Here is an 18,769-nt window from a genome sequence, read left to right on the forward strand (position 1 = left end):
GGTGCGGGCCAACGCGTTTCAGAGCAGGCCGAGCAGCTCCAGGTCGGTCACGTATTTCACGATCACCGACGCGCTGATCTGCGGGATGTCGTTGTCGGGACCGATTTTGGCTTCCTGCACCGCGGCCCGGAACCGGTCGGTCGGGCCCAGGCACCCGCGAGCGGGGTCCGCCGGCGGCACGTGCTGGGCGTTGCGCAACTGCAGCAGTTGCAGCACCGACTGGTGGCGCTGCCGCTCCGGCAGGGCGTGCAGGGCGGTCTCCATCCGCTGCAGCCATTCGGTGAAGTCGTCGACCCGCTCGATCGGGTAGCCGGCCTCGATCAGCCAGTCGACGTACTCGTCGAGGCCGATGCCGTCGTCGTGCGGGTTCATCACGTGGTAGGTCTCGAACCCGTCCATCACCTGGGCGCCCAGCGTGGTGATCGCCTCGGCGACGAACTCGACCGGCAGGGCATCGAAGTGGGCGCGCTGCCGGTGGCCGTGCGCGTCGAGTTCGTAGAACGAGCGCGGCGCGACCCCGCTGGCCACCACGCTGTGCACCATCCGGGTGAACATGTCCAAAAGGTTCAGCTGGCCGGCGTAGGTGGTGTCGGCCAGGAGCATGTCGCAGCGAAACACCGAAACCGGCAGCCCGCACAGGTCGTTGGCCTCGCGCAGCAGCACCTCGCCCGCCCACTTGCTGTTGCCGTAGCCGTTGCCGTAGCCGCCGTCGATGGTGCGGATCGGGCCGGCCGCGCGGACGTCGGCCTCCTCGGTGAACGCCGACGGCTCGATCTGGTCGCCGACGTTGGCCGTCGACACGAAGGTGTACGGCTTGCGGCTGGTGGTGAGCGCCAGGCGGATGAGCTCGGCGGTGCCCGCGACGTTGGGAGCGAAGAGCTCGCTGTAGGGCAGCACGCCGTTGACCACGGCCGCGCAGTCCACGATCAGGTCGACGGTGTCGGCCAGCCGCTGCCAGGTCTGCTCGTCCACACCGAGGTTCGCGCGCCCCTTGTCGCCGGCGATCACCTCCAGATGGTCGTCGGCGAGTTCGTGGAAATACCGCAACAGCGCCGGATCGCCGCTGTCGAAGGTCTTTTCGAGGCGGCGGCGCGCTTCCTCGTCGGAGGTGGCCCGCACCAGACAGATCAGCTTTCCGTCGGCCAGCTCCAGCCGTTCCAGCCACTGCAGCACCAGGTAACGACCGAGGAAGCCGGTGGCCCCGGTCAACAGGACCGTGCGCACGTCGCCACGCGGGCCGGGCAGCCCCGGTGCGGTCGACAGCGTCGGGGCGTCGATGAACTTGTCCAGCGTGAGATCGCTGGCGTACACCTCGGTCGCGTCGCGGCCGTGCACGGACGCGAAGTCGGCCCGAAGCCCTTCTGCGGCATCGTGATCGCCGTTCAGCTGCTGGCTCAGGGCGCGCACCGACGGCGCCTCGAAGACGGCGCGCACCGGGAGGTGGATGTCGAGGGCGTTGTAGATCGCGGCGACCAGGCGCATGGCCGACAGCGAATCGCCGCCCAGGTCGAAAAACGATTCCTGGACGCCGACCCGCTCCAGGCCGAGCACCTGGGCGTACAGCCAGGCCAGGATCTCCTCGACGGCGGTGGCCGGAGCCAGGTAGTCGTCGGTGCCCTGATAGTCCGGCGCCGGCAGCGACTGGGTGTCGAGCTTGCCGCTGGGTGTCAACGGCAGGGCCGGCAACACCACCACCGCGGCGGGCACCATGTAGGCGGGCAGGCGTTCGGCCAGCAGCGTGCGCAGTTCGGCCGGGTTGGCCTCTCCGGTGATGTAGCCGACCAGCCGCTTGTCGCCGGGGCGGTCCTCGCGTGCGATCACCAGCGCCCGCTCCACGCCGTCCAGCCCGGCCAGGGCCGCCTGGATCTCGCCGAGTTCGATGCGGTAGCCGCGGATCTTGACCTGCTCGTCGGCGCGCCCGACGTAGCGCAGCTGACCGTCCGGGCCCCACCAGGCCAGGTCCCCGGTGCGGTACATGCGCGTCCCGGCCCCGCCGAACGGGCAGGCCACGAACCGCGACGCGGTCAGGCCGGCCCGGCGCAGGTAGCCGGTCGACACGCCGGCGCCGGCCACATACAACTCACCGACCACACCCGCGGGCACCGGCTGCAGGCACCCGTCGAGCACGAACAACGCGGCGCCCGCCACCGGCGAACCGATCGGAGGCGCCTCGGGCCCCGGGGTGAGCGGCGCGCTGACGGCCGCGACGATCGTGATCTCGGTGGGCCCGTAGACGTTGACCATCACGCGCCCGGCGGCCCAGCGGTCCACCACATCGAGGGGGCAGGCCTCCCCCGCGACGGCCAGCACCGTCCGTTCCAGCCCCTCGGTGGAAAGCATCCCCACCTCGGACGGTGTTTGGGTCAGCATGTCGACGCGTTCGGCAACGAGCAAGGCGTGCAGGTCTTTCGGCGAGCGCACCACCTCGTCGGGCACGACCAGCACCCGGCCGCCGTGCAGCAGCGCACCGAAGATCTCCCACACCGAGAAGTCGAAGGCCAGCGAATGGCACTGGCTCCACACCTTCGCGGGCGCCGCGGGCAGGCCGGCCGCGCCCAGCGAGGCGAACAGTTGGGTGGCGTTGTGGTGGGTCACGGCCACGCCCTTGGGGATCCCCGTGGTGCCCGACGTGTAGATCGTGTAGGCGACGCCCTGCGGCGCCGGTGCCGGCAGCGGCGTCGTCGGCTGGATCTCGATGGCCGGGTCGTCGATCTCGATGACGATCGGGACGAGAATGCTTGAACGCGAACGTAACTCGGCTACGGTGAGCACCGCCGTCGGCGCGGCATCGTCGAGCATGAAATCGATTCGGGCCGCCGGCAGGGCCGGGTCGATCGGGACGTATGCGGCGCCGGTCTTGAGCACCGCCAGGATCGCGGCGACGGCGCGGGCGGAGCGTTCCACGAGCAGTGCCACGCACTGGCCCGGCCCCACGCCGTGACGAACGAGCAAGTGCGCCAACCGGTTCGCGGCCTCGTCGAGTTCACGGTACGTCCATGAACACGCTCCGTCGGTGACGGCCACCGCCTCCGGGGTGCGCGCGACGTGCTCGGCGAATACCCCGGGGATCGACGCGGGTGTGTGCCCCTTGCGCGTCAGCGCCGCCCGGTTACCGATCGCGTCGAGGCGCGCATGCTCACCGGCACCGAGCACATCGATCGACGACAACCGCGCGGCCGGGTCGGCGGTGATGGCCGTCAGCACCCGGTGCAACCGGGTGACCAGCGCTTCGATGGTCGCGGTGTCGAACACGTCGGTACGGAACTCCACCGCGCCGCCGAGCCCCGCGGGCTGGCCGTCATCGGTCCAGCGTTCCGCCAACGACCACGCGAGATCCATTCGGGCGGTGCGGGTGTCGACCGGCACGGGCGTGACCCGCACGTCGCCGAGGCTCAGCTCGGCGGAATCGGTGTTCTGCCAGGCCAGCATGACCTGTACCAGCGGATGGTGCGCCAGGCTGCGGGTCGGGTTGATCCGCTCCACGAGTACCTCGAAGGGCACATCCTGATGTTCGTAGGCGGCCAGGCTGCGCGCGCGAACGTGCGCCAGCACCTCTGCGACGGTGGGATCACCGGCCAGGTCGACCCGCAGCACCAGGGTGTTGACGAAGAACCCGACCACGTCGTCGAGGGCCGGGTCGCGCCGCCCGGCGATCGGGAAGCCCACCGCCACATCGGAACTCGCGGTGATCCTGGCCAGCAGCACCGCCAGGGCGGCCTGCACCACCATGAAGCTCGTGGCGTTGTGCGCCATGGCCGTCGCGCGCACCCGCTGCTGCAACTCCGCCGGCCAGTCCACCGCCACGCTGGCCCCGCCGAAGTCGGCCACCAACGGATAGGGCCGGTCGGTCGGCAGTTCCAGACGCTCGGGCATTCCGGCCAGGGTGTGTTCCCAATACCGCAACTGCCCGGCGATCATGCTGTGCGGGTCCTGCAATTCGCCGAATTGCGCGCGCTGCCACAGCGTGTAGTCGACATACTGCACGGGCAACGGTGCCCAGTCCGGGGCCTCGCCGGCCGCGCGGCTGGCATAGGCCTCGCCCAGATCGCGCACCAGCGGCGTCAGCGACCACCCGTCGGCGGCGATGTGATGCAGCACGGCCACCAGCAGGTACTCGTTGTCGTTCAGCCGAAACAGCAACGCCCGCAACGGGAGTTCGGTGGCCAAGTCGAAGCGGTGGCCGACCACGGTGTCGATGGCGTCGCCCAGCCGGCCGGCCGGCCACCCGCGCGCATCGCTGATCTGCCACCCGAAGTCGGCCTCGTCCGCCTCGACGACCAGCTGCTGCGGTATGCCCTCGCGCGCCGGGAACAGGGTCCGCAGGCTTTCGTGGCGGGCGACGACGTCGGCCAGCGCGGCGCCGAACGCCTCGCCGTCGAGGCGCCCGTGTAGTTGCAAGGCGATGGCCATGTTGTGCACCGGCGACGGCCCGTGCAATTGGCTGATGAACCACAACCGCGACTGGGCGAACGACAGCGGCACCACCGCCGGCCGGGCAGCGGCGACCAACGGCAGGCGCCCCGCCCCGTCGGCGCCAAGGCGGCCCGCCAATCGGCGGACGGTGGGCGCCTCGAAGAGGGCCCGGACGCCGAGGTGGACATCGAGACCGGCGTTGATCTCGGCCACCAGCCGCATGGCCGACAGCGAGTCGCCACCGAGATCGAAGAAGGAGTCATCGATTCCGACGCGGGCGATACCCAGGACGTGGGCGTAGATGTCGGCCATGGTCTGCTCGACGGCGGTGGTCGGGGCGCTGTACTGATCGCGGCCGTGATAGTCGGGTGCGGGCAGGGCGCGGGTGTCGAGTTTGCCGTTGGGAGTCAACGGCAGTGCCTCGACGGCCATCACCGCGGCGGGCATCATGTAGGCCGGCAACCGCTCGGCCAGCCGGGCGCGGACCCCGGCCGGATCGGCGGTGCCGGTGAGATAGCCGACGAGCCGCCTTTCACCGGACCGGTCCTCGCGGGCGATCACCGCCGCCTGCGTTACCCCATCCAATTGAGCCAGGGCGCTGTGTATTTCACCGAGCTCGACGCGATGCCCGCGGATCTTGACCTGCTCGTCGGCACGCCCCACATAGCGCAGCTGACCATCCGCGCCCCAGCGCACCAGGTCCCCGGTGCGATACATGCGCGCCCCGGACCCGCCGAACGGGCAGGCCACGAACCGCGATGCCGTCAAACCGGCCCGGCCCAGATAGCCGACGGCCACCCCGGCACCGGCCACGTACAGCTCGCCGACCACGCCGGCGGGCACCGGCCGCAGCCACGCGTCGAGCACGAAGAAGCCGAGATGCGCCAACGGCTTTCCGATGGGGCTGACGTGGCCGTCGATGTCGGCGTCGCAGATCTCCCGGAAGGAGGCGTGCACCGTCGTCTCGGTGATGCCGTACATGTTGATCAGCTGCGGGCGGCGCGGGTGGTTGTGCATCCATGTGCCCAGCCGCTGGGGAAGCAGCGCTTCGCCGCCGAAGACCACGGTCCGCGGGCCGAACTGGTCCGCCCGCCGCGGCACGTCGGCGCTCTGCAGGGCAAAGAAGGCGGACGGGGTCTGGCTGAGCACGCTGACGTCTTCGGCAATCAGCAAGGCGCGCAGCTCTTCCGGTGATCGCACCACGTCGTCCGGAACGATCAGCAGCCGTCCGCCCGAGAGCAGCGCGCCGAAGATCTCCCACACCGAGAAGTCGAAGGCCAGCGAATGGCATTGGCTCCACACGCCGGTCGGCGACGTCAGCCGGCCGGTCAGGGAGGCCAGCAGCTCGGTGACGTTGCGGTGGGTGACCGCCACACCCTTCGGGGTTCCGGTCGTGCCGGAGGTGTAGATGATGTAGGCGAGGTGGGCCGGTTCGGGCGCGGGCAAGGCGCTGACGGGTCGGCTGTCTGCGGCGGGCTCGTCGACGTCGATGACCGCGACGCCGCAGCCGTCGAGCCGCGTCCGCAGGGCCGCGGTGGTGATGGCGACGATGGGAGCGGCGTCGGTGAGCGTGAATCCGATCCGCTGCGCGGGCACCGCGGGGTCGATCGGCAGGTACGCCGCGCCGGTCTTGAGGACCGCCAGGATGGCGACGACGGCCCGCGCCGAGCGTTCCATCAGCAGCGCCACGCATTCACCGGGACCGGCGCCTTCGTCGATCAGCCGGTGCGCCAACCGGTTCGCGGACTCGTCGAGCTCGCGATAGGTCATCGACAGGTCGCAGGACGTCAGCGCCACCGCCAGCGGGTCGCGTGCCACCTGGTGGGCGAACAGCGCCGGAATCGAGGACGACCCGATGGCCGGTCGTGACAGCGCCGCGCGGTTACCGACGGCGTCGAGGCGCGCGTGCTCGTCGCCGTCGAGCAGATCGATCGACGACAGTCGCCGGGCGGGGTCGGCCGTCATCGCCGCCAGTACCCGCTGCAGGCGTTCGATCAGCGTCTCGACGGTGGCGGTGTCGAACACGTCGGTGCGGAATTCCACCGCGCCGGCGATCCCGGCGGGCTGGCCGCCATCGGTCCAGCGTTCGGCCAACGACCAGGCCAAATCGGTTCGGGCGGTGCGGGTGTCGACGGCCAGCGGGATGACGCGCAGGTCGCCGAGGCTCAGGTCCGTCGGCTCGTGGTTTTGCCAGGCCAGCATGACCTGGACCAAGGGATGGTGTGCCAGGCTGCGGGTGGGGTTGAGCCGCTCGACCAGCGCCTCGAAGGGCACATCCTGGTGCTCGTAGGCGGCCAGGCTGCGCCGGCGAACCTGTGCGAGCAGTTCGGCGACGGTGGGGTCCGAACCGACGTCGACCCGCAGCACTAGGGTGTTGACGAAGAACCCGACCACGTCGTCGAGGGCGGGGTCGCGCCGGCCGGCGATCGGGAAGCCCACCGCCACATCGCAACTCGCGCTGACTTTGGCCAGCAGCACCGCCAGGGCGGCCTGCACCACCATGAAGCTCGTCGCGTTGTGCGCCATGGCCGTCGCGCGCACCCGCTGCTGCAGCTCGGCCGGCCACTGCACGGCCACGCTGGCCCCGCGGTAGTCGGCGACCACCGGATACGGCCGGTCGGTGGGCAACTCGAGGCGTTCGGGCAGCCCGGCCAGCGCCTGCTCCCAGTACGCCAGCTGCTTCGCGATCGGGCTGTCCGGATCTTCCAGATCGCCGAATTGGGCGCGCTGCCATAGCGTGTAGTCGGCGTATTGCACCGGCAACGGCGTCCAGTCCGGGGCGTTACCGGCCGCACGGCTGGCATAGGCCAGCGCCAAATCGCTCACCAGCGGGGCCAGCGAGCCCCCGTCCGCGGCGATGTGGTGCACCACGGCCACCAGGACGTGCCGCTCGTCGTCGAGGCGGAAAAGCCGGGCGCGCAAGGGGATTTCGGTGGCCAGGTCGAACGTGTGCCGCGCCGTGTCGCGGATGGCGTCGTCCAGGCGTGCCGGTGACCAGCCCGTGGCGTCGACCGCCTGCCATGGGACATCGGCGCGCTCCGGGGGCAGCACGACCTGGCGCGGGATGCCCTCGGCGGCGGGGAACACCGTGCGCAGGCTCTCGTGGCGCGCCACTACGTCTCGCAGTGCCGCCGCGAGCGCGCCGGCATCGAGGTGCCCGCTGAGCCGCAGGGCCGCCGCCATGTTGTACACCGGTGACGGGCCATGCAACTGGTCGATGAACCAGAGCCGCGATTGCGCGAACGACAGCGGCAGCACCGGCGGCCGCTGATGGGCCACCACGCCGTCGAGCCTGCCCCCGCCCGCGTGCACGCGCGCGGCCAACCGGCCAACGGTGGGCGTCTCGAACAACATTCGCACCCCGATGCCGGCGTCGAGGGTGGTGTTGATCGTGGCGATCACCCGCATCGCCGACAGCGAGTCGCCGCCTAGATCGAAGAACGACTCGTCCACCCCGACCCGCTCGAGCCCCAAGACCCGGGCGTAGATGCCGGCCAGGATTTCCTCGACCGCGGTGGACGGGGCCCGGTATTCACCGGCCGTGTATTCGGGCGCCGGGAGCGCGCGGGTGTCGAGCTTGCCGTTGGGCGTCAGCGGCAGTGCCTCGACGGCCATCACCGCGGCGGGCACCATGTAGGCCGGCAACCGCTCGGCCAGCCGGGCGCGGACCCCGGCCGGATCGGCGGTGCCGGTGAGATAGCCGACGAGCCGCCTTTCACCGGGCCGGTCCTCGCGGGCGATCACCGCCGCCTGCGTTACCCCATCCAATTGAGCCAGGGCGCTGTGTATTTCACCGAGCTCGACGCGATGGCCGCGGATCTTGACCTGCTCGTCGGCACGCCCCACATAGCGCAGCTGACCGTCCGCGTCCCAGCGCACCAGGTCCCCGGTGCGATACATGCGCGCCCCGGACCCGCCGAACGGGCAGGCCACGAACCGCGATGCCGTCAAACCGGCCCGGCGGGCATAGCCGACGGCCACCCCGGCACCGGCCACGTACAGCTCGCCGACCACGCCGGCGGGCACCGGCCGCAGCCACGCGTCGAGCACGAACAGGGCGGCCCCGGCCACCGGTGCGCCGAGCGGCGGGCGGCCCGCGCCCGCGGCCAGCGGCGCACTGAGGGTCACGTCCACGGTGGTTTCGGTGGGACCGTAGGCGTTGATCATCACGCGTCCCGGGGCCCACCGGTCGGCGAGTGCGGCCGGGCAGGGTTCGCCGCCGATGATCAGCGCGGTGTTCAGTCCGTGCGGTGACAGCGCCGCCAGCGCCGACGGGGTTTGGCTGAGCACCGTGACGTTTTCGGCGATCAGCAAGGCGTGCAGCTCGTCCGGCGAGCGCGTCACCGGCTCGGGCACGATCACCAGTCGGCCCCCGCCGGCCAGCGCGCCCCAGATTTCCTGGATCGAGACGTCGAAGCCGTAGGAATGGCATTGCGACCACGTGCCGGCCTCGGGCAGTGCGGCGTGCAGTGACTCCAGCAGCCGCGCGACGTTGCGATGCGTGACGGCAACGCCTTTGGGAACGCCGGTGGTGCCCGAGGTGTAGATGATGTAGGCGACGTTCTCGGGCGCCGGCGCCGGTAACGCGGTGCTGGGGTGGTCTTGCGCGGCGGTGCCGTCGACGTCGATGACCGGCAGGCCGAACCCGGCAAGGCGCGAACGCAGGACGGTCGTGCTGAGCGCGATGGTCGGTGCGGCGTCGTCGATCATGAAGTGGATCCGGGATTCCGGGAGCGCCGGGTCGATGGGCAGGTACGCGGCGCCCGCTTTCAGGGTCGCCAGGATGGCCACGATCGCCTCGGCCGACCGGGGAAACAGCAGCGCGACACAGTGGCCCGGGCCGATGCCGTGGCCGACAAGCAGGTGCGCCAAGCGGTTCGACGCCTCGTCGAGCGCGCGATAGGTCATCGCGCGGCCCTCGAAGGTCACCGCGATCGCGTCAGGAGCGCGGATCACCTGTGCGGCGAACAGCGCAGGGAGCGACGCCGGTGCGTCCGCGCCCCCGGTCAACGCCGCCCGATTCCCCCACCGGGCAAGTCGCGCATGTTCCCGGCCGTCGAGGGCGTCCACCGACAGCACCGGCCGCGCCGGATCGACGGCCATAGCGACCAGCAGCCGGTGCAACCGCGCGGTCAGGCTGTCGATTTCGGCCGGGGCGAACACGTCGGTGTCGAATTCGACGCGCAGGCGCAGTTCTTCCCCGGGCGCGGCCTGCAACGACAGCGGGTAATGGTTGTATTCGTGGCTGGTGAATTCGGTAACGGTCAGGTCGTGCGTCGCCTTCAACGTCGTGGCGTCGACCGGATAGTTCTCGTACACCAGCAAGGTGTCGAACAGCTGGTCGTGCCCGGTGATGCGATGAATCTCGTTGAGCGCCAGGTGCTGGTGCTCCAGGGTGTCGTTGTGGGCCCGTTGCAGCTGACCCAGCAAGTCGGCGACGGTGGTCGCCGCCGTGACGCGGGCGCGCGCCGGCACGGTGTTGATCAGCAGACCCACCATGGATTCCGCGCCGGGCAGATCGGCCGGACGGCCCGAGACGGCGGCGCCGAAGGCGACGTCGCGTTGACCGGTCTGCCACATCAGCAGCTGCGCCCATGCGGCCTGCAGCACGGTGTTGACGGTGGTACGGCAGGAGCGGGCGAGTTCGCCTAGCGCATGGGTGGTTTCGGCCGTCAACCGCAGTGTGGCCACGGCGCGCGGCCCGAGCTCGACGCGACCCGCCGGGGCCACCAGGGTCGGGGTGTCGAAACCGTCGAGCGCATCGCGCCACGCCAGGCGCGCGGCGGCGACGTCCCGATCGGCCAGCCAGCTGACGAACCCGCGATACGGCAGCACCGTCGGCAAGCGAGAGCCGTAGTAGCAGGCGAAGATCTCTTGCAGCAGGATCGGCAGCGACCAGCCGTCCATCACGATGTGGTGGACGGTGAGGACGAACCGGTGTTCGGGGTCCGCGGTGCGGATCAGCGCGGCCCGCAACGGCGGTTCGTCACCGACGGTGCGCGCCGCGACGCGCTCGGCGGCGCACAGCCGTTGCACCTTCTCCTCGATGTCGCCGTCGCGGATCTCGACATGCTGACAGGCGAGGTCCGGGGCGGCGGGGATGATCTGCACCGGATCGTCGAAGTCGGAGCAGAATCGGGCGGCCAGGTTGGGGTGGCGGCGGACGACGGCATGCAGGGCCCGATGCAGTCGGTGCGGATCGAGGGCACCGCGCAGCGTGATGGTCAGCTGGACCGCGTACACGTCGGCGTCGCCTCGGCCCGCGGTCGCATGGAACAGCAGCCCCTGCTGCAGCGGGGTCAGCGGCAGGATGTCGGCGACGTCGTATTCCCGTTCCAGTTGGTCGATCTGGGGCTGGCTGAGCCGGGCCGGGATGATGTCGGACGGGGTCAAGCCGCCGCCGCCGCGCCGCACCAGGGCGCAGATCCCCGACAGCGCCTCAAACCACAACCGGCTCAAGCGGGTTGCCTCGCCGTGGGTCAGCGCCGAGGGTGCCCACGTCCAGTTCGCCTGCAGATGGGGTCCGTCGTTGGAGTCCATGGTGCCCGCATTGAGCTCCAGCGTGTGCGGCAACGGCAGCGCCGGCGCCGCGGCCGCCGCGCTCAGCGACGGACCGTTCGGGCTCAGTCGCCACAAGTCGCCGGACAACTCCGCGGTTCCGCCGCCGAGCCGGCCCAGATAGTTGAACCCGATCACCGGATCCGGACCTTCCAGTCCCGCTTCGGGATTCAGATAGCGCAGCAGCCCGTAGGTCAGTCCGTCCGGGTGCGCGCGCAGTTGCTCCTTGGCGTCCTTGATCAGCCCGCTCAGCGCGGCGTCACCGGCCACCACACGGCCCCAGTCCAGACCGGGAACGTTCAGGGCGACCGGGTGTTTGGCGGTGAACCACCCCACGGTGCGCGACAGATCCACGGAGGGGCCCAGCTCTTCACTGCGCCCATGGCCCTCGACGTCGATCCCGAGGGGCCCCGCCGCACCCAAGAACTCGGTGATCGCCATCCCGAAGGCGATCAGCAGGATGTCTTGCACCCCAGCGTGAAACGCCGCGGGCACCTCGCCGAGCAGCAGCCGGGTCGTCTCGACGTCCAGCGACGCCGATAGCTGCCCCGCCGTCGCGAACGTGTCCTCCGGCCGCACCGCCGGCAGCACGGCCGGCGTCTCTTCGATGCGCCGCCAGGCCCCAGCCTGGTCGAGCACCGCCGCGCTGCGGGCGTGGTCGGACAGCAGCGACGACCAGCGGGCGAACGAGGTCCCGCCCGCGGGCAGTTCGATGGGCTGGCCGCGGTGATGCTGCGCCCAGGCGATGTTGAGGTCCTCGATCAGGGTCCGCCAGGACACGGCATCGACGGCCAGATGGTGAACGATCAACGCCAATTCGTTTGTCGCGCAGGCCCATACCGCGCTAAGCAGCACACCGGCGCCGGGGTTCAGTCGGGACCGGGCCTGGCTCAGCGCGGCCTCAGAGAGCACGTCGACGGTCCGCAAACAGGCGCGGGCGTCCACCGCACCCACCTCGGGCACCTGCATGGACCAACCGCCCGCGCCGTCGTCGTCGACGCAGAGCCGCAGCATCGGATGCCGGTCCAGCAATGCCTGCAGGACCACCGCTACGTCGGCGTGGCCCACGCCCGCCGGCGCCGCCAGCACCATGGTCTGGTTGAACTGCTCGACGGGACCGTCCATATTCTGCAGCCACCGCATGATCGGGGTGGCCACCATCGGCCCGGTCCCGGCGTCGGCCGCGTCGTCCTCGGCGGAGACGAGCGTGACGACCCGGGCCAGCCGCGCCACGGTCTGTTCGACGAAAATGTCACGCGGCCGGCACATTACGCCGGCGGCGCGGGCCCGGGCAACCACCTGCATCGACAAGATGCTGTCACCGCCCAGATCGAAGAACGAATCGTCCACCCCGACCCGTTCGACCCCGAGGGCCTGGGCGTAGATGCCGGCGAGGATCTCCTCGATCGCGTCGGCCGGGGCGCGGTAGGCGTTCGAGCCGTAATCCGGGGCGGGCAGGGCGCGGGTATCGAGTTTGCCATTGACGGTCAGCGGCAGCGCGTCGAGCGTCACAACCGCGGCGGGCACCATGTAGGCCGGCAGCCGCTCGGCGAGGCGCGACCGCACTTCGGCCGGGTCCGCCGTTCCGGTGACGTATCCGACCAGCTGCACGGTCGCGGGGTGGTCTTCGCGGGCGATCACCGCCGCTTGCTCGATGCCGTCCAATTCGGTGAGCGCGGAATGTATTTCGCCGAGTTCAATGCGGTAGCCGCGGATCTTGACCTGCTCGTCGGCGCGCCCGAGGTATTCGAGTTGCTCGTCGGCGCCCCAGCGCACCAGGTCGCCGGTGCGATACATGCGCGCGCCGAACCCGCCGAACGGGCAGGCGACGAACCGCGATGACGTCAATCCGGACCGGCCTAGATAGCCTGCGGTGACCCCGCGGCCGGCGATGTACAACTCCCCCACCACCCCGGACGGCACGGGCCGCAACCAGTGATCCAGCACGAACAGCGCGGCGCCGGGCACCGGCGAACCGATCGGCACCACGTCGAGATTGGCTGTCAGCGGCGCGGTCATCGCCGCGTACATCGTGGTCTCCGTCGGGCCGTATTGATTGATCATCACCCGACCGGGCGCCCACCGATCCATCACCTCGACCGGGCACGGTTCGCCGCCGACGATCAGCGCCACCGATTCCAGCCCGTCGGACGCCAGCGCCGCCACCGCCGATGGGGTCTGGCTCAACACCTGGACGCCTTCGGCAATCAGCAAGGCGCGCAGGTCTTCTGGAGACCGGACCACCGGATCGGGGACGACGACGAGGCGCCCGCCTCGCAGCAGCGACCCGAAGAGTTCCCAGACGGAGAAGTCGAAGGCCAGGGAATGGCAGTGGCTCCACACGTGGCCCAGACCGAGCTGGGCATCCAGCGACAGCAACAGTTGGGTGACGTTGTGGTGGGTGACCGCGACACCCTTGGGGGCGCCCGTGGTCCCCGAGGTGTAGATGATGTACGCGATGTTGTCCGCCGCCGGCGCCGGCAGCCCGGTGGTGGGCTGGACGCGCACGGCGGGATCGTCGATGTCGATGACCGGTACGGACCGGGGCAGGTGGGCTCGGGCCTCGGCCGTGCTGATCATCGCGATCGGCGCGGCATCGGTGAGCATGAATTCGATGCGGGCCGACGGTAGCGCGGGGTCGATCGGCACGTACGCCGCGCCGGTCTTCAGCACGGCCATGATCGCCACGATCGCCTCGGCCGACCGCGGGATCGCCACCGCCACCCGCTGGCCGGGGCCCGCGCCGCGGCCAATGAGCAAGCGGGCCAGTTGGTTCGCCGAGGCGTCGATCTCGTGGTAGGTGAACGACCGCTGGCCGCAGGTGATCGCTACCGCCCCGGGCGCGCGGGACACCTGTTCGTCGAAGAGCGCGGGGATGGACACCGGGCCGGTCTCCGGCTGGGTCAGCACGGCGCGGTTCCCGATCGCATCGAGGCGGGCGTGCTCCGAGCCGGCGAGCAGGTCGATCGTTGACAGCGCCCGGGCGGGATCGGTGGTCATGGCCGAAAGCACCTGCCGCAGTCGCGCGATAAGTGTCTCGATGCTCGACGCGTCGTAGACGTCGGTGCGGAATTCCACCGTTCCGCCGATGCCGGCGGCCCGGCCGTCCTCGTCCCAGCTTTCGGCGAGCGAGAAGACCAGATCCATCCGGGCCACCTGGGTCTCCAGCGGCACGGGCGTGACCTGCACGTCGCCCAGGCTCAGGTCGACGGGTTCGTTGTTCTGCCAGGCCAACATCACCTGGACCAGCGGGTGGTGGGCCAGGCTGCGGGTGGGGTTGAGCCTTTCGACGAGCACTTCGAAGGGGACGTCTTGGTGTTCGTAGGCCGCCAGGCTGCGTTGCCGCACCCCGGCCAGCAGTTCGGCGACGCTGGGATCGCCGCCGAGATCGATGCGCAACACCAGGGTGTTGACGAAGAACCCGACGACGTCGTCCAGAGCCGGGTCGCGCCGGCCGGCGATCGGGAAGCCCACGGCGACATCGGAACTGGCGCTCAGGGTGGACAGCAGCACAGCCAGGGCGGCCTGCACGACCATGAAACTGGTGGCGTTGTGGGCCCGGGCTAGGTCGGCGATGTGCTGCTGAAGTTCGGCAGGCCATTGCACGGCCACACTGGCCCCGCGGTGATCGGCCACCAAGGGATACGGCCGGTCCGTGGGCAGCTCGAGATGTTCCGGTAACCCGGCAAGGCTTCGTTCCCAGTAGGCGAGCTGCGCGGCGATGGGGCTGTGCGGGTCTTCGAGGTCGCCGAATTGGGCGCGCTGCCATAGCGTGTAGTCGACGTATTGCACGGGCAGGGGTGCCCACTGGGGGGCTCGGCCGGACGACCTGCTGGCGTAGGCCGTTCCGAGATCGCGCACCAGCGGGGTCAGGGACCACCCGTCGGCGGCGATGTGATGCACCACCGCCACCAGGACGTGCTCACGGTCGCTGGTGCGGAAAAGCCATGCCCGCAAGGGTAATTCGTTGGCGAGGTCAAACGTGTAACGCGCGGCCTCGTGGGTGGCCTCGGCCAGCCAGGAGGCGGGCCACCGGCTGGCATCGATGACCTGCCAGCCGGCCTCGCTGCGTTCGGGCGGCAGGACCACCTGTTGGGGTGTGCCTTCGGGCGCGACGAACAGTGTGCGCAGGCTTTCGTGGCGGGTCACCACGTCGTCCAGGGCGGCGCCCATCGCCTCGGCATCCACCGGCCCGCTCAGCTTCAGCGCGACCGCCATGTTGTACACCGGCGACGGACCCTGGAATTGGTCGATGAACCACAGGCGGGATTGGGCGAACGACAAGGGCACCAGGGCCGGCCGTTCGGCGGCTACCAATCGGTCGGTGCGACCGACGCCGGCCTCCACGTGGGGCGCCAGTTGTGTGATGGTGGGTGCTTCGAATAGGGATCGGACGTTGAGGTCGGCGTCGAGTTCTGCGTTGAGGGCGGAGACGAGCCGCATGGCCGAGAGCGAGTCACCGCCGAGGTCGAAGAAGGAGTCCTCCACGCCGACGCGCTCGATACCCAAGATCTGGGCATAGACGCCGGCCAGGATTTCTTCGAGAGCGGTCTGCGGCGCCCGATACCCCTGACCCTGATAGTCCGGGGCGGGCAGGGCGCGGGTGTCGAGCTTGCCGTTAAGCGTCAACGGCAACGCCTCAAGGACCACCACCGCGGCGGGCACCATGTATGGAGGGAGCCGCTGACCCAACCGGGCCCGAATGTCGGCGGGGTCAGCGGCTCCAGTCACATAGCCGACGAGACGCCGCTCGCCGACACGATCTTCACGCACGACGACCGCGGCCTGCGCCACGCCGTCCAATGCAGTTAACGCGGTGCGGATTTCGCCCAACTCGATGCGATACCCACGCACCTTGACCTGCTCATCAGCACGCCCCACATACCGCAGCTGCCCATCAGCCCCCCACCGCACCAGATCCCCGGTCCGATACATCCGGGCACCCGCGACCCACGGGCAGGCCACAAACCGCGACGCCGATAACCCCGGGCGACCCCAATACCCGACGCCGACGCCGTCACCGGCAACATAGAGCTCCCCCACCACGCCGACCGGCACCGGGCGCAACCACCCATCCAGCACGAAAAACGCCGCATGGGTGACCGGTGCACCGATCGGCGGCGCACCCGGCCCGGGCGACAGTGGCACGCTCTTGCTCGCCCACATGGTGGTTTCGGTGGGCCCGTAGACGTTGACCATCACCCGCCCCGGCGCCCAACGCTCCACCAACTCCGGCGGACACGGCTCGGCCCCCACCACCAACGCCGCGCAATCCAAACCCTCGGTAGGCAGCAACCCCGCCGCCGACGGGGTCTGGGTCAACACCGTCACACCCTCACGCACCAACAACGCGTGAAACTCCTGCGGCGAGCGGGCCACCACCTCGGGCACCACCACCAACCGCCCCCCATGCAGCAGCGCACCCCAGATCTCCCACACCGAAAAGTCAAACGCATACGAATGACACTGCGTCCACACCTGCGCAGCCGACAGGACAAAACCCAGATCCAGGCCATCGAACAGCTGCGTGACGTTACGATGCGTCACCGCAACACCTTTGGGCACACCCGTGGTCCCCGACGTATAAATCACATGCGCCACATCACCCGCCAACGGCCCCGGCGGCGCCGCGCTCGACTGCACAGCCACCGCCGAATCATCAACGTCGATGACCACCCCAGCGAACCCGTCCAACCGCTCGACCAGATCAGCCGTGGTGACCGCGACGCGCGCCGCGGCGTCGGACAGCATGAATTCCACCCGCGCACCGGGCAACCCCGGATCGATCGGCAGATACGCCGCCCCGGACTTGAGCACCGCCAGGATCGCCACGATCGCCTCGACCGAGCGCGACAACAACACCGCGACAACCCCACCCCGACCAACACCACACCCAACCAACAAGTGCGCCAACCGATTAGCCGCCTCATCGAGCTCCCGATACGTCAGCGACCGACCCCCACACACCACCGCCACCGCATCCGGGGTACGCCCCACCTGCCCGACAAACACCTCCACCACCGACACCGGCACCACCGAACGACCCAACCCCGACACATTGCCCCACACACCAAGCCGCACACACTCAACCTCATCCACCACATCCAGCGCCCTCAGCCGCCGGGTGGGGTCGGCCGTCATCGCGATCAGGAGCCGCTGCAGCAGTTCCGCAAGGTCGGGGGCGTCGAGGCCGGACCAGGGTGCCCACCTGCCCGCCGTGCTGAGGAAGAGCTCGTCGCCGTCGCTGGTGAAGATGAGGCCGAAGCCGTCCGCCTGACCGGAATTCGTGTAGGACGCCGAGGCGGTGACCCCACCGAAGGGCAACGTGAACGCCGACGGGATGAAGTTGACGCTGACCCGCTCCGGCGACTTCGTCAGGCCGCGGACCTTGCGCTCGAGAGCGTGCACCGGGAATCGCTGGTGCACTACCGCCTCGTCGATGCGCGCCTCGACGTGTTTGCAGAAATCGGCGACCGTCGATTCCGGTGCGGTCGTGAACACCAGCGGCACGACGCCGGCGACCATCCCGGGCAGCGTCTTGAGTTCCGGGCGCACGCGCCGGCTGACCGGGAAATCGAGGACCACGTCGGGGCCGTCGGGGCACCACCCACGGACCAACAGGGCACAGGCCGCGGTGATGACCGATGTCTGGGATACGCCCCACACGTCGGAGAACCGGTGCACCCGGCGCATTACCGCGGCGTCCAGCGCCACCGGAGCCGACGGCCACGGGTCACGCTCCCCCGCGCCGACGGGCACGGGCTGGCCGTCGCGGTCCGGGGGCAGGTTCGCCAGCCAGTACGCCTCGTCATCCCGGTAATCGGCGGAGGCCTCGTAGTGGGATTCGCAGTCGACCAGGTCGCGCAATGAACCGAAGACGGCCGTCGGGATCGGTCCGGCGGACACGATCGCGGAGTAGATGGAGGCGATGCGATGGCCGACCAGCCCGACGCCGGTCCCGTCGATGACGATGTGATGGCAGCAGGCGAACAGGAAGTATTCGTCGCGCCGGGTCTGAAACAGGACGAACTTGAACAGCGGACCGGTCAGCGGCATGGGCGTTCGCTGGATGGTCAGCGCTCTGCGCCGGGCCTCTTCGACCGGCTCGGGCGAGTCGATGAGATTGTCGAACGTCAGCTCGACGTTCGGGTCGTCGATCGTGCGCTGGAAGACCGCGCCGTCGACCTCGAAGAAGGCGACCCTGGTCGGTTCCGCTTCTTGGACGGCTTGCCGGATCGCCCACTGCAGGGCGTCGCGCTGGACCGGGCCGTTGATCCGCACGAACAACCCCAGCTGCCACTCCGTGTTGGAGTGACCCGTCTGCTGCGCAAGCCAGAGGTCTAGCTGTCCGCGAGTGAGCGGAAGCGCCCGGCCGTCAAGCTCCATCCATCTCCCCAACCACAGGGTGTTCCTTTCAACCCCCCGGTTGAGTGGAGCCGCTCGCGCAGGCATTCGGGCCGGAAACCGGTCCGCTGCTGCTCGAGGTAGCCCCGCCTTCGGCGCGGTCAGCTTCGCGGCGCCACACCCGGCGATCGGGCGCAGCGTCGGCAAAGACCGACCGCAACCTTCGTTGCCGCTCGTCGTTGGCCGGAGCGACAGGGCTGGGCGGTGCCGACGGTGGAACGGTCGACGCTCACCCACTCCGAAGACGCCGTAGTCAACATGAGTGCAACAGTTCGAAAATTTAGTAGAGGACTACCCCGTTAGTCCAGGGTTATACAAACTTAATGTCCTGTGAATTGCCAAAATAATATATTTCACTCAAGGCAAGGGTCTTGATACATACCTCCAGTACTGG

The 18,769-nt window shown here is 69.8% G+C and carries 1 pseudogene; it reads right to left on the reverse strand.

Annotated features, from left to right (window positions below):
• Nucleotides 1-18 precede the first annotated feature (18 nt).
• A pseudogene (locus AC5Y5B_RS00915) lies at nucleotides 19-18,324 on the reverse strand (amino acid adenylation domain-containing protein); the annotation flags it as partial.
• Between the last annotated feature and the right edge of the window lie 445 nt (nucleotides 18,325-18,769).

Source organism: Mycobacterium sp. NGS33, from assembly GCF_059812885.1.